The sequence below is a fragment of the Methylobacterium sp. Leaf89 genome, assembly GCF_001422215.1.
Lineage (GTDB): Bacteria > Pseudomonadota > Alphaproteobacteria > Rhizobiales > Beijerinckiaceae > Methylobacterium.
Genome location: NZ_LMML01000012.1, coordinates 185511 through 203645, shown reverse-complemented (window position 1 = coordinate 203645; position 18135 = coordinate 185511). Strand labels below are relative to the sequence as shown.

The following is an 18135-nucleotide window of genomic DNA, read 5'->3' as shown; positions in this document are numbered from 1 at the left end:
CCGGCCGATTCCGAATCGAACCACGGCCGGGTGCTGGATGCTGTATCTCCTGTCGGACTTGAGCGGCACCGTCTCCGCCCTCAACGTCTTCCGCTACATCACCTTCCGCACCGGCGGCGCGCTGTTCACGGCAGGCCTGTTCGTGTTCTGGTTCGGGCCGCTGATCATCTCCTCGCTGCGCCTGCGCCAGGGCAAGGGCCAGCCGATCCGTGAGGACGGCCCCCAGTCGCACCTGCTGACGAAGCGGGGCACCCCGACCATGGGCGGCCTGATGATCCTGGCCGGCTGCGTGGTGGCGATCCTGCTCTGGGCCAACCCGCGCAACCACTACGTCTGGGTCACCCTGGCGGTGACGCTGGGCTTCGGCGCGATCGGCTTCTACGACGACTACCTCAAGGTGACGAAGCAGTCGCACAAGGGCTTCTCGGGCAAGTTCCGCCTGCTGCTGGAAGCCTGCATCGCCATCGCGGCCTGCGTGCTGATCGCGGTCTACTCGCCTCCGACCCTGCAGAACCAGCTCGCCTTCCCGATCTTCAAGGACGCGCTCCTGAACCTCGGCTGGTTCTACGTGCTGTTCGCCGCCTTCGTGATCGTCGGGGCCGGCAATTCGGTGAACATGACCGACGGCCTCGACGGCCTCGCCATCGTGCCGGTGATGATCGCCTGCGGCACCTTCGGCGTCATCGCCTACCTCGTCGGCAACGTCTTCACGGCGGGCTACCTCCAGGTGAACTACGTCCGCGACACCGGCGAGCTCGCGGTGGTCTGCGGCGCGGTGATCGGGGCGGGGCTGGGCTTCCTCTGGTTCAACGCGCCCCCCGCCCAGGTCTTCATGGGCGATACCGGGTCCCTGGCGCTGGGCGGTCTCCTCGGCACCATCGCGGTGGCGACCAAGCACGAGATCGTCCTGGCCATCGTGGGCGGCCTGTTCGTGCTGGAGATGATGTCGGTCATCATCCAGGTCGCGTCGTTCAAGCTGACGGGCAAGCGGGTCTTCCGCATGGCGCCGATCCACCACCATTTCGAGCAGAAGGGCTGGAAGGAGCCGCAGGTCGTGATCCGCTTCTGGATCATCGCCGTGATCCTGGCCTTGGCCGGCCTCGCCACCCTGAAGCTGCGCTGATCCGCATGACGCCCGTCACCACCTTCGCCGGCCAGAAGGTCGCCCTGTTCGGCCTCGGCGGCTCCGGCCTCGCCACCGTCCGGGCGCTGATCGCCGGGGGCGCCGACGTGCTGGCCTGGGACGATTCCCCGGAGAGCACGGGCCGCGCCCGCGACCAGGGCATCACCGTCTTCGACCTGAACGAGGCGGACTGGAGCGGCTTCTCGGCCCTCATCCTCGCCCCCGGCGTGCCCCTGACCCACCCGGCGCCGCACTGGACGGTGGAGAAGGCCGGCGCGGCCGGCATCCCGGTGATCGGCGACATCGAGCTGTTCTGCCAGGAGCGCCGGGCGCGCGCACCGGGCGCGCCCTTCGTCGCCATCACGGGCACCAACGGCAAGTCGACCACCACGGCGCTGATCGCCCACATCCTCGCCTCCGCCGGGCGCGACGTGCAGATGGGCGGCAACATCGGCACCGCGATCCTGTCGCTGGCGCCGCCGGCGCCGGACCGCATCCACGTGATCGAACTGTCGTCGTTCCAGATCGACCTGACGCCGAGCCTCGACCCGAGCCTCGGCATCCTCCTCAACATCACGCCGGACCACCTCGACCGCCACGGCACGCTGGACGCCTACGCCGCCATCAAGGCGCGGCTGGTGGCGGGCGCGGAATGCGCCATCGTCGGCGTCGACGACGACCTCAGCCGCGCCATCGCCGACGACCGCGTCGGTCCCCTCGTGCGCATCCACGTGGGAACGCCCGAGGCAGGCTTCGACGGCCTGTCCGCCCGCGACGGGACGGTGTTCGACGCCGATGGCACGCCCCTCGCCGATCTCGGCGGGATCGGGTCGCTGCGCGGGGCGCACAACTGGCAGAACGCGGCGGTGGCCGCGGCCTGCGTCCGCGCCCTCGGGATCGATGACGCCGAACTCGTCGCCGGCCTGCGCAGCTTCCCCGGCCTGCCGCACCGGATGGAAGCCGTCGGCCGGCGCGGACGCGTGCTCTTCGTCAACGACTCGAAGGCCACCAACGCCGATTCCACCGAGAAGGCGCTCACCGCCTTCCGCGACGTTCACTGGATCCTCGGCGGCAAGGCCAAGGAGGGCGGCATCGCCCCCCTGGCGCCCCTCTTCGATCGCGTCGCCCACGCCTACCTGATCGGCGCAGCGAGCGACGCCTTCGCCGCCACCCTGGAGGGCCGGGTGCCCTATTCGGCCTGCGGCACCCTCGCGGTCGCCACCGCCCGGGCGGCCGAGGCCGCCGCCGCGTCGGAGGCGGCCGAGCCCGTGGTGCTGCTCTCGCCGGCCTGCGCCTCCTACGACCAGTTCCGGAGTTTCGAGGATCGTGGGGATCAGTTCCGGAATCTGGTGCGCGCGCTGCCCTGAGGCCGGCCGGGCGCGGAATCGCGATCCAAATTCTCAATCATTCTGGCGTCCCATCCTGCGGGTGTAGCGCGGTCCCGCCCTGTCGGCGGCGCGGGGATGGGTTGAGTGCATGGCGTCCACGATGGCACCCGGCGCGTCGCGCTGGCAGGCGGGAGCCTGGGCCCACATCCCCGTCCTGCAGGTGCTCCGACGCCTGGCGACGCTGCTCCTCGTCGCCTTCATCTTCTTCGCCTGCTTCGCCTTCTCGGACACCTCGCCCTACGACGTGGTGGCGATTCCCACCATCGTGCTCTGGCTCTGCCTCGGCCTGCGCCTGCACCTGGGCATGGTGCCGCTGCTCGGGCTGCTGATCCTCTATGTCGGCGCGATCACGGTGGCGCTGATGCCCTATGTCGACCAGCCCCTGTCGGTCACCTGGACGATCCAGCTCGCCTACCTCGCCATCACGGGCGTGTTCTTCGCGATGCTGTTCTCCGACGACACGCAGGCGCGGATGGAGCTGGCGCTCAAGACCTTCGTGGCGAGCTGCCTGTTGTCCAGCGCCTTCGGCATCGTCGGCTACTTCGGATACATCCCGACCGAGGACCTGTTCTACAAGTACGGCCGCGCCTCGGGCACCTTCCAGGATCCGAATGTCTTCGGTTCGTTCCTCACCCTGGGCGCCCTCTACCTGATGCACGGCCTCCTCCTCGGTACCAGCCGGCGCCCGGTCCTCTCGTCGGCGATCCTCATGGTGATCGTGGCGGGCATCTTCCTGTCGTTCTCGCGCGGTTCCTGGGCGGGCTCGCTCATCGCCGTCGCCGTGATGGTCGGCAGCGTCTACACCACCACCCCCTCGGCGCGCCTGCGCCGCCGCATCGTCACCCTGACGGTGCTGGCCCTCGTTGCCACCACGGTCGCCATCGTCGGCCTGCTCTCGATCGGCGACACCGCGGAGATGTTCTCCCAGCGCGCCGCGGTCACGCAGGACTACGACACCGGCGAGACCGGGCGCTTCGGCAACCAGCTGCGCGGCCTCAACATGCTGGTGGACGAGCCGCTCGGCATGGGTCCCCTGCGCTGGCGGCTGATCTTCGCCCTGGAGCCGCACAACACCTATATCGGCAGCTTCGCCAATGGCGGCTGGCTCGCCGGCGTCGCCTTCGTCGGCCTCGTGCTGACGACGAGCGTGGTCGGCTTCCGGCTGATGCGCCACGACACGCCCTATCGCCGCCACGCCCAGATCGTCTGGCCGGCCCTGCTGATGTTCTTCCTGCAGGCTCTCCAGATCGACATCGAGAAGTGGCGCCACGTCTACATGATGCTGGGCATGATCTGGGGCCTGGAAGCCGCCCGCCTGCGCTGGCGCGCGGGCGGGGCGCGGGGCTGACGCGGCTGGGCGCGGGCGGGGGGCTCAGCCCCCCGCGGGCTCCGATGCCTCGGGCTCCTCCGGTTCCGGATCGGCCGTCCAGGCCGTGGCGAAGGCCGCGAGGTGGCGGGCATCCGCGAAGGCCAGGACGGTGACCGCCCGGTCGGCCGGCATCGCGCCGGGATAGGGCGCCAGCAGCACCTTCTCCTCGGAGAACCGGGCGCCCGGCGCGTGCTCGGCGAGCCAGGCTTCGGCCTCCGGGGAGAGCCGGCTCGGATCGGCCGGGTCGCGCGCCCGCGCGTCGCCGCGCAGCACGAGGACGTAGGAGCCGAGCGCCGGATTGCGCTGCTGGACCGCTTTCACGATGTCGAGAAACATGCCGATCGGGTTCCGGTTGTGCTCAGTGCAGCTTCACGCGCGACTCGGTGCGCCGGGTCAGCGCCCGGGCGACCGCGTCCAGGGTCGTCTTCACGGTGCCGTGCAGGGCCTGCTCGTGCATCTTGTACAGCGAGCGGTACATCATCCGCGCGAACAGCCCGGCGATGAACATGTTCTTGCCCTTGATGAACCCCATCAGGCTGCCGACCGTCGAGTATTCGCCCAGCGAGACCAGCGAGCCGAAGTCGCGGTACCTGAAGGCTTTCAGCGGCTTGCCGGCCATCTTGTCGGGGATGATCTTGATGAGGTGCGAGGCCTGCTGGTGGGCCGCCTGCGCCCGGGGCGGGATCGGGGTATCCGAGCCCTTCTCCACGAGATAGGCGCAGTCGCCCATCGCGAAGATGTCCGGGTCGCGGGTGGTCTGCAGGGTCGGGGTCACCACGAGCTGGTTGTTGCGCGTGGTCTCGAGGCCGCCGATCTCGTGCAGGAACGGCGGCGCCTTCACGCCGGCGGCCCAGACCACCAGTTCGGAGGGGATGAAGCCGCCATCGGCGAGCTGGACCCCGTCGGGCCGGACCTCGGTGACGCGGGCGCCGGTGCGGACCTCGACGCCGATCTTGGCGAGGAGCTCCATGACGTCGCGGGACATCCGCTCCGGCACCGCCGGCAGGATGCGGCTCGCGGCCTCCACCAGGGTGATCTTCAGGTCCTTGGCCGGGTCGATGCGGTCGAGGCCGGTGGCCGCCACGTGGCGGGTGGTGCGGTGGAGTTCGGCGGCGAGCTCGGTGCCGGTGGCGCCGGCCCCGATCACGGTGACGTGGAGCTGGCCCGGCCGCACCGGACCCGGCTGGGTGTGGGCCCGCAGCATCCCGTTCACCAGGCGCTGGTGGAAGCGCACCGCCTGGCTCTGGGTGTCGAGGGCGATGGCGTTCTCCTGCACGCCGGGCGTGCCGAAATCGTTGGTGGTCGAGCCCACCGCCATCACCAGCGTGTCGTAGGGGATCTCGCGGATCGGCGTGACCTCGCGGCCCTCGGTGTCGTGGCTGGCCGCGAGGTGAATCACCCGCTTGGACCGGTCGAGGCCGGTCATCTCGCCGATCCGGTAGCGGAAATGATGCCGGTGGGCATGGTGGAGGTAATCGACCGCGTGGTGGCCGACATCGAGGCTGCCGGCGGCGACCTCGTGCAGCAGCGGCTTCCAGATGTGGGTCCGCGCCCGGTCGACCAGGGTGACGTGCGCCTTGTGCGTGCGACCGAGCTTGTCGCCCAGCTTCGTGGCGAGCTGCAGGCCCGCCGCGCCGCCGCCGACGACCACGATGCGATGCAGATTGTCCTCGGTTTCGCCCGGTACCATGTCGCTCAGGTCCTCGTGTGCCGCGATTGTACGGATGCGTGCCCCCACGGCGAGCGACGCATCGTCATCCAGGGGTTCAGCTTAGAAGGATTGCCGGTGGACCGCCATTCCCGTCACGCCGGCGCGCCCGGCTGGCGCAGGGGATGGGCCCGGGCGAAGGCGTCCTGGGCGAGGCAATCCTCGGCGATCCGGCGGACCGTCGGGAAGGGGCCCGTGTCGACGCCGAAGATGCCGGTGCCGACCCAGAGGCTGACGAGGCAGAGATCGGCGTGGCTCACCGCGTCGCCCTGCGCGTAGCGCCCGGTCCCGGGCTCCTGGGTGAGGCGCGTCTCCAGGGTCTTCAGGCCGGTCGCCATCCAGTGGCGCACGAAGTCGAGCATGCGCTCGCGCGGCAGGTCGTAGCGTTCCATCAGGAAGTTGCGCACCCGCGGCACGTAGAGCGGATGGGTGTCGCAGGCGACCACCTGGGCCAGGGAACGGGCGCGGGCCCGCGCGCGGGGCTCGCCCGGCAGCAGCGGGGTGGCCGGATGGATGTCTTCGAGATAGTCGAGGATGGCGAGCGACTGGATCAGCGACGGCCCGTCGCCGTCGAAGAGCGCCGGCACCGCCCCCTGCGGATTGATCGCCAGGAAGTCCGGCTTGAACTGCTCGCCGGCATCGAGGTCCAGGAAGACCTCCTCGTAGGCGATGCCCTTGAGGTTGAGGGCGACCCGGACCCGGAACGCCGCGGCCGAGCGCCAATTACCGTACATCTTCATGCGCGCAACGTTTCCTCTTGGCGGAATCTTATCCGTCTCTTATCGCCCCGGACCACACCCGACATCGCGTCCGCCCGCAAGCCCGTTCTGCCGGCGAATGGCCATCGCGGGCACGATTTGGCAGCGCCGTGATCCTCGCGCATAGGAGAAGGCGAGGTGTCCATCCTCGGCCGATGAGTGACGCGATGCAGATCGAAACGCCCTACCTGATGTTCCTCGGCGACGTGCCCGATCGCTTGGCCGCCAAGACCGCCTACGGCATCAAGGACTGGCGTCCCGAATGGTGCGTCGGCCAGCTGCGCCTGCCCGGCTGCGCCGCCGACCTCGGGATCCCGGACCTCACCCTGGTCGAGGCCGTGGCGAAGGGCTGCCGCACGATGGTGATCGGCGTGGCCAATGCGGGCGGCGTCCTCCCCGAGCACTGGGTCGCCGAGGTGGTGGCGGCCCTGGAGGCCGGGCTCGACATCGCCAGCGGGCTGCATGCCCGTCTCGGGGCGGTGCCGGCCATCGCCGAGGCCGCCGAGCGCCACGGGCGGCAGCTGCACGACGTGCGCCACACCTCCGAGACCTTCGCCACCGGCAAGGGCACCAAGCGGCCCGGCCGACGCCTGCTCAGCGTCGGCACCGACTGCTCGGTGGGCAAGAAGTACACCGTGCTCGCCCTGGAGCGCGGCATGCGCGAGCGCGGCCTCGACGCGGATTTCCGCGCCACCGGCCAGACCGGCGTCTTCATCTCGGGGCGCGGCGTCGCCATCGATGCGGTGGTGGCCGACTTCATCTCCGGCGCCGTCGAGTGGATCGCCCCCGCCGCCGCGCCGGACCACTGGGACCTGCTCGAAGGGCAGGGCTCGCTTTTCCACCCCTCCTTCGCCGGCGTGAGCCTCGGGCTGCTGCACGGGGCGCAGGCCGATGCCTTCGTGGTCTGCCACGAGCCGACCCGCACGACGATGCGCGGCGTCGAGCACGCGCTTCCGACGATCCGGCAGGTCATCGATCTCACCGTCCAGCTCGGCCGTCTGACCAACCCGGACATCCGTCCGGTGGGCATCGCCGTCAACACGCAGGACCTGGCGGAGGGGGCGGCCCGCACGCTGCTCGCCGACCTCGCCCGGGACCACGACCTGCCGGCCACCGACCCGGTCCGCTTCGGCGTCGAGGCCATCGTCGACCGGATCGTGTCCGAGTTTCCCCCCGCCGCCACGGGGGCGAGCGCGTGACCCGGCACCTCGACGTCGCGGTCGAGTCGTTCCCGATCGCCGGGGCCTTCACCATCGCGCGGGGCAGCCGCACCGAGGCGGTGGTCGTGGTCGCCACCGTCTCCGACGGGGAGGGCCGGGCCGGCCGCGGCGAGTGCGTGCCCTATGCCCGCTACGGCGAGACCGTAGAGAGCGTCGTCGCGCTGATCCGGGACCACGCCGAGGCGATCGCCATGGGGGCGACCCGGGCGGACCTGCAGGTCGGCATGAAGCCGGGGGCCGCCCGCAACGCCCTCGATTGCGCCCTGTTCGACCTGGAGGCCAAGCAGCTCGGGCGCCCCGCCTTCGCGATCGCCGGCCTGTCGGCACCGCAGGTCGCCACCACCGCCTACACCCTGAGCCTCGGGGACCCGGAGAGCATGGAGGCGGCGGCCCGCCAGGCCGCGCACCGGCCCCTGCTCAAGGTGAAGCTCGGCGGCGTCGGCGACCCGGAGCGCATCGCCGCCGTGCGGCGCGGCGCACCGGATGCGCGCCTCATCGTCGATGCCAACGAGGCGTGGCGCCCCGAGACGATCGAGGCCAACCTCGCGGCCTGCGTCGCGGCGGGCGTCGGCCTGATCGAGCAGCCGCTGCCCGCCGGCGAGGACGCGCTCCTCGCCGAGATCGCCCGGCCGATCCCGATCTGCGCCGACGAGAGCCTGCACGACCGGGCCGGCCTCGACGCCCTCAGCCAGCGCTACGATGCCATCAACATCAAGCTCGACAAGGCCGGCGGCCTCACCGAGGCGGTGATGCTGGCCCACGAGGCGCGGGCGCGGGGCTTCTCGCTGATGATCGGCTGCATGGTCGGCACCTCCCTGGCCATGGCGCCCGCCATGCTGCTCGCCCACCACGCGGACTACGTCGACCTCGACGGTCCGCTGCTCCTGGCCCGGGACCGGGAACCGGGCCTGCGCTTCGAGGGCAGCCTGATCCATCCGCCCGAACCAGACCTGTGGGGGTGAAGGCGGCGCGTCTCCCCGCGAACGGCCCGCGCACTCGGCGGGCCGATCACCCCTTCACGACGGCGCGCAGGAGATAGACCAGCGCCGTGAAGGTCACGAGGCTGGCGGCGTAGAAGGCGACGAACCAGAGGAGCCGGCGGCCCTTGGCCCCGGAGGATCGTCCGCTCAATGCCCGTAGCCCCCGGATGCGATGTCCTCCGCCACCTTCCCGCGGAAGACCCAGTAGGCGTAGCCGGTATAGGCCAGGGTCAGCGGCATCACCACGGCGTAGCCGACGAGGGCGAATTGCAGGGCGCTGACCGCGTTGGCCGCCTGCCAGATCGTGTAGTGCGGCGGCACGATGTAGGGGAACAGGCTGATGGCAAGGCCGAGGAAGCCGAGCAGGAACAGCGCGATGGTGAGGAGGAACGGCGCCACGTGGCGGCCGTCGCGGATGCCCTGGAAGATGCCCCAGGCCACCAGGGCCGTCACCACCGGAACGGGCGCCACGTAGAGGATGTTCGGCCAGGAGATCCAGCGCCACTGGATGTCGAGGCCGAGGAACGGCACCCAGGCGCTCACCACCGCCATCGACACGATGGTGGCGGCCAGGAACTGCAGGCTCTTGCGCCGGGCCCAGATCTCGAGCTCGCCCGAGGTCTTCATCACGCACCAGGTCGCGCCGAGGAGGCCATAGCCGCAGACGAGGCCGATGCCGGTGAGCACGCTGAAGGGGGTGAGCCAGTCCAAGGTGCCGCCGGCGAAGCCGCGGCCCTCGACCTTGAAGCCCTGGACGAAGGCACCGAGCACCATGCCCTGCGCGAAGGTCGCCAGCAGCGAACCGTAGTGGAAGGCGTTGTCCCAGATGAACTGCGAGCGGTCCGCCTTGAAGCGGAATTCGAAGGCGACGCCGCGGAAGATCAGGGCGATCAGCATCAGGATGATCGGAATGTAGAGCGCCGGCAGGAGGATGGCGTAGGCGACGCTGAACACCGCGAACAGGCCCCCGCCGCCGAGCACCAGCCAGGTCTCGTTGCCGTCCCAGATCGGGGCGACCGAGAGCATCATCCGGTCGCGCCAATTGCCCTTCCGCGCCGCCGTGAACAGGATGCCGACCCCGAGGTCGAAGCCGTCGATGACGACGTACATCGCCACCGCGAGCGCCAGCAGGCCCGCCCAGACCACGGGCAGCCAGAAGGCGGCGCCCTCGTATTCCATCCCGTAGCCGAACATCCGCTGGATCCCTCGCCGCGTCGCGAACCATCTACCCCCTTACGGGGGCCCGCGTTCCCCGCGTTGGGCCAGCGTAGCGCGATCCGCGTGGGTTTGCGCGCCCCGCCACGGGACTTTTCTGTCGCTGTCCGAGAGGGTGTCGCGGGAGACGGGCGAGGCCGTGAAGGCCCGCCGCCCGATCTCCGCGGCGCCCTCGCGCAGGGCGGCGTCGCGCAGGGGCGCGGGCAGCGCGTCCCAGGCCGCCGCCGCCGCATCGGCCACCGCCGGTGGCGCGGGCGCGCGCTCGCCCTGGCGCTGAAGCGCCAGCCAGGACAGGACGCCGATCACGAGACCGGCACGGATGAGGAAGGACATGGGTCTCGTCCCGAACGCGCCCCGGCCGGGGCGCGAACACCGTCGGACGTGATCGGTAAAGACCCCCTGACGCGCCGCCCGCAAAGCGCCGGAATGGTGAACACAAGCTTATCCCGATGTCCTCGAGGCTTTTTCGTGTCGTGGCCCGAAAAGGTCTTTCGGAGGGACCGGTCATGGTTACGTCCCGGAAAGCATGCGGAGACAATCGGACTGTCTAGCGCAAGACTCGCTTAAGTCGGCTCTGCGAAGTTGCCCTCAGTCGAGTTTTCGTCGAGCCAAGGGGCGTCGGGGATGGCCGTCGGGCCCTGTCCGCGCTGTGCGTGTCGGTATTGCGTATCTACGGTGCCCTGGCTTCCCTCATCGATGTCCGCCTCGCGGGGCTCGTCCATGAGTCGGTGAAAGAGGATGGCGGCGTGCGCTTCCGGCACGAGCGCTTCCTGGTCTCCCGCCTTGCCACCGGCCTGATGATGATGCTGGGCCTGCCGCCCTACCTCGTGCTGCGCGGCGTGCCCACCGGCGTCGAGGCCCTGGCCATCGCCAGCCTGATGCTGCCGGTCTTCGCCGCCGTCCTCCTGTCCCGCACCGGCATCCTCTGGCTCGCCCACGCCATCTCCTCGGCGGGCCTGACCGGCGTGGTGGTCTGCCTCGCCATGATGACGGGGGGCGCCAATTCCGCCGCCGCGATCTGGCTGGTGGCGATCCCCCTCGAAGCCGTGGTCTCTGGCTCGCGGCGCGCCACCCTGGCCGCCGCCATCATCGCGGCCCTGGGAGCCCTCGCGGTGGCCCTGCTGCCGCCCCTCGCCGAGGGCACCCCGCTGCCCGAGTGGTCGCGCGCCCTGGCGATGCCGGTCTTCGCCATCACGGCGATCGGGCACATCGCGGCCCAGGCCCTCGAACATTTCCGCCACGAGGGCCGCTGGCTCGCCCGCCTGCGCGACAACGAGCGCCGCGACCGCATGCTGCTCTCGGCCATCGACGACCTCGTGACCTGGCACGACCCCAACGGCCGCGTCCTTGAGGCCAGCGCCTCGGCCACCCGCTTCCTCGGGGCCGAACCGGCCTCCCTGCACGGCCACGGCCTGCTGGAGCGCGTCCATGTGGGCGACCGCCCCCTGCTGCTGCAGGCGCTGAGCGACGTCGCCGCCCATGGCCGCCCGGCCCGGGTCCAGTTCCGCCTGCACCTCGACAGCGCCGCGGCCCGCGCCGAGACCGCGCCGCAGGTGATCTTCGCCGAGATGCGCATTCACCGGATCGACGCCCAGACGGCGGAGACGGGCTCGCCCGGCCGCCCGCGATCCAGCGTCGTCGCGGTGACCCGCGACGTCACCGAGCACCGCCGCCATGCCGAGGAGCTGGAGCAGGCCCGCGCCGAAGCCGAGCGGGCGGACGAGGTCAAGAGCCGCTTCCTGGCCAATGTCAGCCACGAGCTGCGCACGCCGCTCAACGCCATCATCGGCTTCTCCGAGGTGCTCTCGGGGGAGGGCGGGATGGCGACCGATCCGGAGCGCACCCGGGAATATGCCGGCATTATCCGGAATTCCGGCCAGCACCTGCTGGAAGTCGTCAACACGCTCCTCGACATGTCGCGGATCCAGAGCGGCCATTTCGACTACGCCCCGGAGCCCTTCGACCTCTCGGCCCTGATCCAGACCTGCTGCAACCTGATGCAGCTCAAGTTCGACCAGGCCGGCATCGCCCTGGTGCGCGACGCGAGCGTCGCTCCGGTGGAGATCACCGCCGACCTGCGCGCCTGCCGCCAGATGGTCATCAACCTCCTGTCGAACGCGGTGAAGTTCACCCCGCGGGGCGGGCGGGTGGAAGTCGGCCTGCGCGGTTCGGCCAAGCACCTCGACCTCATCGTCGCCGATACCGGCATCGGCATCAGCGAGGCCGACCTGCCCCGCGTCGGCAGCCCGTTCTACCAGTGCGCCGGCGGCTACGAGCGCACCCACGAGGGCACCGGCCTCGGCCTCTCGGTGGTGCAGGGCCTCGTCGGCCTGCACGGGGGGGCCATCACCATCGAGAGCACCCGGAGCGAGGGCACCACGATCATCGTCACCCTGCCCCGCGCCTGCCGGGTCGGCACCGGCGCCGTCCCGGCGGCCCCGATCCGCACCCGCCTGCGCCCGTCGGTCTCGGGCGGCAGCCTCGTCGGTGCCGTGAACGACGGTCCCGTGCCGATGCGCCGGCCCATGGGCCTGTTCGAATCGAGCCCCGAGACGGTGCGCGAGAGCTACGTTCCCCTGCGGCGCGCCGGATGAGTGCGCCGCGATCCTACCGGCACCGGATCGTCCGGACCCCGCTTCGCGCGGGGCCCGGACACCGTTGCGATCAGCCCTGAGGAGATCGAATGCGCGAGCCGCAAGCACGCCGCGACCAGCGAGAGATCGTCGTTCCGTCCCGTGGCCGCGAGGCCCGGCCCGCTGCCCGGCGACGGCCGGCCCCCGGCCGCTTCGCCGGGCTCGGCGGCTTGGCGGGGTTCGGGGCGCTGGCGGGAGGTGCGGGCCGCGCGGTCCTGCGCCATCCCGGCGAGGCCCTCGGGGTTGCCGTCGTCCTCGGCGCCGTGTCGATGATCTGCCTGAACGCGCTCGGCTACCAGATGGGCCGCCATCCCGCGCCGATCTTCCCCAAGCTCCCGGCCAAGCCGGCCCTCGCCCGGGCGGCCGAGGCCCCGAAGCCCGCGGCCCCCGTGGTCGCGAAGACGGAGGCGGGCAAATCCGACCCGTCCGGCAAGCCCGAGGTGTCCAGCAAGCCCGAGTCCTCGAAGGCGGAGCCGTCCCGGGCCGAGGCGGCGCGCGCGCCGCGGGACGGCATCGGCGAGATCATCCGGGCCGGCGAGCCGGCGGGGGCGGAGACCACCGCCTCGGTGGCGACCCTCGGGGGCCTCTCCATCGCCCAGGCCCAGCGCGCCCTGGTCAAGCTCGGCTACGGGCCGCTGAAGGCCGACGGCCTGATGGGCGCCAGCACCCGGGCGGCGATCGAGAAATTCGAGCGGGACCGCAAGCTTCCGGTGAAGGGCGAGCCCTCACCGCGGACCTTCCGCGAACTCGCCACCTGGGCGGGCGCCGCCCGGGGCTGATCCGGCGGGGCGGCGTGCTATAGACCGGCACATGGCACGCCTGCGCTCGGATTTCTGGGTTTCCGCCCATCTTCGCCGCCTCGACATCGAGGGCATCGCCGCGGTGCAGCGCCGCCGCGGCTCCCCCGAGGCGGGGGCGATCTTCGTGAAGGTGGATCGCCTCGACGGCCGGGCCGATCTCTACGGCCCGGCCCCGCAATCCCTCGTGGACACCGAGTCCCACGGCGACCGCCGCTTCGTGGCCCTGCTCAGCGAGGCCCCGCCCGCCGACGTAGAGGTGCGCCTCGGCAAAGAGCTGCGCTTCGACGACGATCTCTGGATCGTCGAGATCGACGATCGCGCCGGACGCCACCGCCTCGATCTCGCCGAATAGGCGGCGTCCCGCGCGGGCTTCGCGGGGCCGGATCAGGTCGCCTGGCGCTGCCGGCTGGGCAGGGGCGTGCGCAGGGGCGGGCGCTCGCTGGCCGTGGCCTGCGCCCGGGGGCGCTGGGCGTCCGGGGCATGGTAGGGCTGGTGACCCGCCTGCGAGGCCCGCTCCGGCGGGGTCCAGGCCAGGATCGCGGCCAGGAGGTCGCGCGCGGCGACCCGCGGGAGGGTCCGGAACAGCTTGACCAGGCTGAACACGCGGTCGACCGACTGCGCCACGGTCTCGTTCAGGGTGAGGTAGATGTAGACCGCCTCCTCCTCGTGCAGGCCGGCGGCGCGCAGGGCGACCGTCAGCAGCTCGTAGCGCAGCGAGGGATCGGGGGTTGTGGCGAGGAAGCCCTTGGGCAGGCCCAGCATCTCGGTAAGGGCGGCCACGAACCCGGCCACGTCGCCTCGGGCGGAGAAGCCGGTGAGCACGGCGCCGGCCTCGCGCGGTGCCGGCGGATTCGGCCGCAGGGCCGCCGTCGCCATCATCGCGTGGCCGATCGCCTCGCGGCGGGTCTCGTCCGCCAGCAGGAACAGCGGCGCCACGTCGGCATGGGCGAGGTCGTGGCGGGCGAGGAGCGTCCGACCGAGGTCCGGCTGCTTGCGCGCGCGGGCGACGAGGCGGGCCAGCAACTCGCCCTGAAGGGTGGCGGCCGGATTGGCGGCCAGCGCCCGGTCGATGCCGGGATTCTCGCGGCCGATCAGGTCCAGGATTGTGGCGCGGCTGAGATCGTGCCGGCTGGCGATGGCGGGGCCGAGATCGGCGTCCTCGGCGAGGGCGGCCTGGATCATCGCCTGCGTGAGGATGGGAGCCTGGGCGAGGACGGCGTCCCGGGCGCCGCCGCCACGCTCCACCAGGGCGGCGAGGAGGGCGGGCGGCGTGTCGGGAAAGGGCGCGAGCTTGCGGGCGACGATCTCGGCGGTCTCGGCGTCGACGATCGGGATCAGTCCTCCGGCCAGGGAGGCGAAGGCCGCCACGGTCTTCCGGTCCCGGACCGTAGCCGAGAGAAAGTGATCCGTCTGCACCCGAAGGATGACGGGTTTCAGATCGAGGCTGTCGAGACGCGACAACTCGATCAGGCCGGAGAGGTCCGGCGCATCGTCGAAAGATGGGGACATGGCACTTCGGTTACGCAGAACTCGCTGATCGAGAGGATTAGCGGAATTGCGTGAACCGACCTTTAAGGACGGTCGCTTGGGACCGTCCCTGCATGCGCCATGCTGGCCCCGAGCCCGGCGGCGCGACCGGGCTCGGCGACCGGGGTCGCCGTCAGCCGGCGCGGCGGGGCTGGGTGTCGCCGGCCTTCGGCGGGGGAAACACCACCGGGGTCGGCGACTTGGCGGAGAGCGGACCCGAGGCCGGGGACGGGCCGACCGGGGTGGAACCCGACGCGGGGTGTGCGGCCGCGGCCGCCATCCCGGCGGCCACCGGCGCCGTCTCCTTGGCGGCGGACGGGAACAGCACCGTCGCGGGCTTGGGTTCGGCCGCACCATCCGCCTTCGGCGAGGCCACCGGCGGAGCGGCCGGCATCGGGGCCGCGAGGACGCCCTCGGGGGCCGTTGCGTCCTCGTCGTGCGGCGCCTCGGGGCCGGCGATCAGCTCGGTCGGCGTCTTCCAGACGAAGGCGTCCAGGCGGCCGCTCACCGGCGAGACGGGTGCCCAGATCTCGGACGCGACGCCGTCGGCGATCCAGAGCGGATCGCGCGGGGCGTGCGCGGCGCGGGAGAGCCATTCGCGGGTCCGGCCCGAACCGGCGCCGTGCTCGGCCTCCTCGATGCGGGCCATGGTCAGGCAGGCGCGGACCGTGGGCCGGTCGGCGAGGAGGGGCGCCAGGGCTTCGCGCGCCTGGCCGAACTCGCGGGCCTCGTAGGCCGCCTGCGCCATGGCGAGGCGGGCCTCCGGGTGCCAGGACGAGATCTTGGCCAGGGTCTCGGCGCGGGCCATGCGGTCGCGCACGGAATCGCCGGTGCGCAGGTTCAGGTAGGTCTTGGCGAGGTCCGGGTGCGGCCCGGCGCGCCAGGCGGCCTCGATGATCTTGGCGCCCTTCCGCAGGTCGCCCCGGCGCACCATCAGGCGCGCGGCGAGCACCGCGGCCGGGACGAGGTCGGGGGCGAGCTTGACCGCCTTGAGCACGCGCTCGGTGGCGGCCTCCGGTTCGCCGGCCTCGCGCTCCTGCGCGGCGGCGGTGAGCAGGACGGCGCGCTGGCGCCGGGCGGTCGACTTGTCGATGAGGCCCAGGGAGGCACGGCGCTCTACGGTCTCGTTGGCCCCGCTCCAGTCGCCGTCGGCGCATTGCGCCTCCAGGACGGCCTCGTTGGCCCAGGTGACGCTGGGGGCCAGGCGGGCGGCTTCGGCGGCGTAGGCGCGGGCGGAGGCGTCGTCCTCGCGGCGGCGGGCCTCGACGAACAGGCCGCGCAGGCCGAGCACGCGGGTCTCGGGGTCGTTGACCATGCGCTGGAAGGCCTGCTCGGCGGCCTCGCGGTCGCCGGAGATCTGGGCGGCCTGGGCCTTGAGCAGCAGCGTCAGCGGCTCGGCGCCGAGCAGGCGCTCGGCGTCGTTGGCGTGGCGGCGGGCGGCGAGGGGATCGCCCGACCCGACGGCGACCATGCCGCGGGACAGGGCCGAGAAGCCCTTGGCCCGGCGCCGGTCGCGCGAGCCGCGCACCAGCGTCTCCGGCAAGGTGATGAAGCCCCGCACGATTGCCCAGATGAAGCCGATCAGGATGGCGGCGATCAGGACGCCGATCAGCCCGATGGCGAGGCTGGTGGCCACCTCGTAGCCGTTCCACACGATGGTGACGGTGCCGGGATGGTCGGCGACCCAGGTCGCGCCATAGGCGGCAACCGCGAGAAGGGCCAGGAAGGCGAGGGCGCGCCACATGGGATCAGAAACTCCTGGGAGTGGCGTCGGCCGGTCCGGCGACACCGAGAGTCGGGGGCGGGAGCGTTGGGCGCTCCCGCGCGAAATCCGGGTGGCCGCGCATCCCGCCGGAGGACAGGGCGCGCGGCCGCGCGCTCAACGGGAGGCGCCGGTTGCGGGCAGGCCCTTGAAGGCGTCGGCGAGCAGGCCCTGGGCCGCGTCGGCGGCGGCGACGCGCGAGGCCAGCTTGGTCCCGAAATCGCCGGCCTCGGCCCGGTCCGCCTCGGGCAGCGCCGCGAAGGCCTCGGCGGCCTCCTTGATCGCGCCGCGGTCGAGGGCGTCCTGCACCTTCGGGGCGGTGTCGGGGGCCGCCGCGCCGGGGGTGCCGCCGGCGGCCGGGGTCTCGACGCGCCGGACCTGGACGATCGACTCGGCCATGCTCATCAGCTTGGTCCCGATGTCGCCGGTCTCGGCCACGGCCTTGGTCTGGGCCGCCCGGCGCTTCGCCGCGATTCGCTCGGCGACGGGGCGGAACTCGGCCGCGAGCGAGCGGGCGGTCGGGGCCCCCTTGTCGGCGAAGGCCGCCACCGCCGTGAGGCGGGCCGGGTCGCCCGGCTCCAGCCCGCGCAGGGCCGAGAGGGCATCCGCGTAGGGGGCGCCGGTGTTGAGGGCGGTGACGATCCGGTCGGCCGACACGACGCGCAGGGCGGCCTGCAGGGTCGCGGTCTCGGCCCGCTCTGAGACGGCCTTGTCGAGACCGGCGATCTTGTCGGCCTGGGCCTGGAGCTGGCGCTCCACCGCCTTGGCCGCCTCGGCCGCCTGGGTCTTGTTCGCGTCGACGACCTTCTCGCTCGCCTGGGTCGCGGCCTGGACCGCCTCGGTGGCGGCCTGGACGCGAGCCTCCAGCGACTGCTGCAGGGCGGCCACCTTCTGGCTCAGCGCCTGGGCGGCCTCGGCATTGGCCTTGGTCTTGGCCTCGACGTCGCCCTGGAGGGCGGCGAGCTTCGGGGCGAGATCGGGCTGCGCGGCGGGCTTCGGCGCGGACTCGACCTTGCCCTCGATGGCCTTCAGGCGCTGTTCCAGCGCGGCGAGCTGCGGTCCCGCGGATTGGGTCACCGCCATCCGGGCGTCGCCGCCCTGGTCGCGGCCCGGTTCTTCCTGGAGCGCCGAGACGCGCTGGTCCAGGGCGTCGAGGCGGGCGACGAGATCGGCCGGCACGGCGGCCGGGGCCGCCGCCGCAGCGGGCGCTCCCTCGGCCTGAGCCGGCGCACCGCCCTGGGCCGCGTTCGCCCTCTCGAGGGCCTGGCGCGCCGTCGACACCGCCTCCGGAACGGCCTTGAGGGCGGCCTCGTTCGCGGCGACCCGCTTGTCCAGGCCGGCCACCGCATCCTTCGGGGCGAGGGCGGCGATCCGCTGGTCGAGGGCGGTGATGCGGGCATCCTCGCCCGGGGCCATCAGGCCGCTGCGCGCGACGCCGAACAGGAGGCCGGCCCCCACCACGCCGCCGAGGAGGCCGGCGGTGACGAGGGAGCCGAAGCCGGCCCCGGACGAAGCGGCCGGGGCAGCCGCGGCTGCCGGGGTGATGCGGGGCGTCGTCGGACCTCCCGCCTTCGGGGACTCCGAAGCGGTTTTGGAATCGGACGTCTTGCTATCAGAGGTCTTGCCGTCGGCCGGCTTGCTCGCCATTCCCG

16 protein-coding genes and 1 pseudogene are annotated in these 18135 nt (G+C 72.2%); 8 read left to right on the top strand and 9 right to left on the bottom strand.

Annotated features, from left to right (window positions below; genetic code table 11):
- The first annotated feature begins 37 nt into the window (after nucleotides 1-37).
- From mraY to ASF18_RS07180, 3 genes are all read left to right on the top strand, one after another.
- Entirely contained in the window at nucleotides 38-1123 is a 1086-nt protein-coding gene (gene mraY / locus ASF18_RS07190) for a phospho-N-acetylmuramoyl-pentapeptide-transferase (RefSeq protein WP_056216982.1), read from the top strand.
- 5 nt (nucleotides 1124-1128) lie between these two features.
- Entirely contained in the window at nucleotides 1129-2490 is a 1362-nt protein-coding gene (murD, locus tag ASF18_RS07185) for a UDP-N-acetylmuramoyl-L-alanine--D-glutamate ligase (RefSeq protein ID WP_056350468.1), read from the top strand.
- A 109-nt stretch (nucleotides 2491-2599) separates the two neighbouring features.
- Nucleotides 2600-3859: an O-antigen ligase family protein gene (locus ASF18_RS07180; protein ID WP_056269814.1), complete on the top strand. Its 1260-nt coding sequence runs from the start codon at nucleotides 2600-2602 to the stop codon at nucleotides 3857-3859.
- A gap of 24 nt (nucleotides 3860-3883) precedes the next feature.
- On the opposite strand, the gene ASF18_RS07175 is transcribed toward ASF18_RS07180, so the two are convergent.
- The 3 genes from ASF18_RS07175 to maiA all read right to left on the bottom strand — a co-directional run bounded on the left by ASF18_RS07175 (nucleotide 3884) and on the right by maiA (nucleotide 6328).
- Entirely contained in the window at nucleotides 3884-4216 is a 333-nt protein-coding gene (locus tag ASF18_RS07175; RefSeq protein WP_056216991.1) for a hypothetical protein, read from the bottom strand.
- Between the two features lie 22 nt (nucleotides 4217-4238).
- Nucleotides 4239-5570 carry an NAD(P)/FAD-dependent oxidoreductase gene (locus tag ASF18_RS07170; protein WP_056350467.1) on the bottom strand — a complete coding sequence of 444 codons (1332 nt, stop codon included), beginning with the start codon at nucleotides 5568-5570 and terminating at the stop codon, nucleotides 4239-4241.
- A gap of 113 nt (nucleotides 5571-5683) precedes the next feature.
- The gene (maiA, locus tag ASF18_RS07165) at nucleotides 5684-6328 is read right to left on the bottom strand and encodes a maleylacetoacetate isomerase (RefSeq protein WP_056350465.1); all 645 of its coding nucleotides are present in this window, start codon (nucleotides 6326-6328) and stop codon (nucleotides 5684-5686) included.
- 185 nt (nucleotides 6329-6513) lie between these two features.
- Here maiA and dgcN point away from each other — a divergent pair, with 185 nt between their 5' ends.
- Nucleotides 6514-7545 carry an N-acetyltransferase DgcN gene (dgcN, locus tag ASF18_RS07160; RefSeq protein ID WP_056350594.1) on the top strand — a complete coding sequence of 344 codons (1032 nt, stop codon included), beginning with the start codon at nucleotides 6514-6516 and terminating at the stop codon, nucleotides 7543-7545.
- A complete protein-coding gene (gene dgcA, locus ASF18_RS07155; RefSeq protein WP_056350463.1) occupies nucleotides 7542-8528 on the top strand; it encodes an N-acetyl-D-Glu racemase DgcA in 987 nt (328 codons plus the stop codon). The genes dgcN and dgcA overlap by 4 nt, the downstream gene beginning before the upstream one ends.
- Nucleotides 8529-8574: 46 nt before the next feature.
- Here the strand turns inward: dgcA and ASF18_RS25040 are convergent, their stop codons facing one another.
- Genes ASF18_RS25040 through ASF18_RS07145 form a run of 3 tightly spaced genes read right to left on the bottom strand, consistent with a single transcriptional unit; the run spans nucleotide 8575 to nucleotide 10094 of the window.
- Nucleotides 8575-8697, bottom strand: coding sequence for a hypothetical protein (locus tag ASF18_RS25040; RefSeq protein ID WP_274534737.1), 123 nt, complete (start codon nucleotides 8695-8697; stop codon nucleotides 8575-8577).
- Nucleotides 8694-9740: a cytochrome d ubiquinol oxidase subunit II gene (cydB, locus tag ASF18_RS07150; protein WP_056217013.1), complete on the bottom strand. Its 1047-nt coding sequence runs from the start codon at nucleotides 9738-9740 to the stop codon at nucleotides 8694-8696. Before cydB ends, ASF18_RS25040 begins: the two co-directional genes overlap by 4 nt.
- Before the next feature lie 39 nt (nucleotides 9741-9779).
- Complete coding sequence (locus ASF18_RS07145; RefSeq protein ID WP_056217016.1) at nucleotides 9780-10094, bottom strand: hypothetical protein; 315 nt, start codon at nucleotides 10092-10094, stop codon at nucleotides 9780-9782.
- 320 nt (nucleotides 10095-10414) lie between these two features.
- On the opposite strand from ASF18_RS07145, the gene ASF18_RS07140 reads away from it, so the two are divergent.
- The 3 genes from ASF18_RS07140 (at nucleotide 10415) to ASF18_RS07130 (ending at nucleotide 13546) form a co-directional block, all read left to right on the top strand.
- Nucleotides 10415-12355: an ATP-binding protein gene (locus tag ASF18_RS07140; protein WP_056350460.1), complete on the top strand. Its 1941-nt coding sequence runs from the start codon at nucleotides 10415-10417 to the stop codon at nucleotides 12353-12355.
- Nucleotides 12356-12444: 89 nt separating this feature from the next.
- Nucleotides 12445-13173: a peptidoglycan-binding domain-containing protein gene (locus ASF18_RS07135; RefSeq protein ID WP_056350458.1), complete on the top strand. Its 729-nt coding sequence runs from the start codon at nucleotides 12445-12447 to the stop codon at nucleotides 13171-13173.
- A gap of 31 nt (nucleotides 13174-13204) precedes the next feature.
- Entirely contained in the window at nucleotides 13205-13546 is a 342-nt protein-coding gene (locus ASF18_RS07130; RefSeq protein WP_056350455.1) for a DUF1491 family protein, read from the top strand.
- Nucleotides 13547-13578: 32 nt separating this feature from the next.
- Here the strand turns inward: ASF18_RS07130 and ASF18_RS07125 are convergent, their stop codons facing one another.
- From ASF18_RS07125 to ASF18_RS23570, 3 genes and pseudogenes are all read right to left on the bottom strand, one after another.
- Nucleotides 13579-14703, bottom strand: coding sequence for a DUF2336 domain-containing protein (locus ASF18_RS07125; RefSeq protein ID WP_056350453.1), 1125 nt, complete (start codon nucleotides 14701-14703; stop codon nucleotides 13579-13581).
- Nucleotides 14704-14854: 151 nt separating this feature from the next.
- Entirely contained in the window at nucleotides 14855-16465 is a 1611-nt protein-coding gene (locus ASF18_RS07120; protein WP_056350450.1) for a heme biosynthesis HemY N-terminal domain-containing protein, read from the bottom strand.
- A gap of 135 nt (nucleotides 16466-16600) precedes the next feature.
- Nucleotides 16601-18135 (bottom strand): annotated as a pseudogene (locus ASF18_RS23570) (hypothetical protein); the annotation flags it as partial.

Bases quoted from the DNA above. Each gene is read 5' to 3' on its own strand.
- cydB (WP_056217013.1), bottom strand. From the start codon at position 9,740: ATGTTCGGCTACGGGATGGAATACGAGGGCGCCGCCTTCTGGCTGCCC.
- ASF18_RS07145 (WP_056217016.1), bottom strand. From the start codon at position 10,094: ATGTCCTTCCTCATCCGTGCCGGTCTCGTGATCGGCGTCCTGTCCTGG.
- ASF18_RS07180 (WP_056269814.1), top strand. From the start codon at position 2,600: ATGGCGTCCACGATGGCACCCGGCGCGTCGCGCTGGCAGGCGGGAGCC.
- mraY (WP_056216982.1), top strand. From the start codon at position 38: ATGCTGTATCTCCTGTCGGACTTGAGCGGCACCGTCTCCGCCCTCAAC.
- ASF18_RS07175 (WP_056216991.1), bottom strand. From the start codon at position 4,216: ATGTTTCTCGACATCGTGAAAGCGGTCCAGCAGCGCAATCCGGCGCTC.
- ASF18_RS07135 (WP_056350458.1), top strand. From the start codon at position 12,445: ATGCGCGAGCCGCAAGCACGCCGCGACCAGCGAGAGATCGTCGTTCCG.
- ASF18_RS07125 (WP_056350453.1), bottom strand. From the start codon at position 14,703: ATGTCCCCATCTTTCGACGATGCGCCGGACCTCTCCGGCCTGATCGAG.
- ASF18_RS07130 (WP_056350455.1), top strand. From the start codon at position 13,205: ATGGCACGCCTGCGCTCGGATTTCTGGGTTTCCGCCCATCTTCGCCGC.
- ASF18_RS07170 (WP_056350467.1), bottom strand. From the start codon at position 5,570: ATGGTACCGGGCGAAACCGAGGACAATCTGCATCGCATCGTGGTCGTC.
- dgcN (WP_056350594.1), top strand. From the start codon at position 6,514: ATGCAGATCGAAACGCCCTACCTGATGTTCCTCGGCGACGTGCCCGAT.
- maiA (WP_056350465.1), bottom strand. From the start codon at position 6,328: ATGAAGATGTACGGTAATTGGCGCTCGGCCGCGGCGTTCCGGGTCCGG.
- ASF18_RS07120 (WP_056350450.1), bottom strand. From the start codon at position 16,465: ATGTGGCGCGCCCTCGCCTTCCTGGCCCTTCTCGCGGTTGCCGCCTAT.
- murD (WP_056350468.1), top strand. From the start codon at position 1,129: ATGACGCCCGTCACCACCTTCGCCGGCCAGAAGGTCGCCCTGTTCGGC.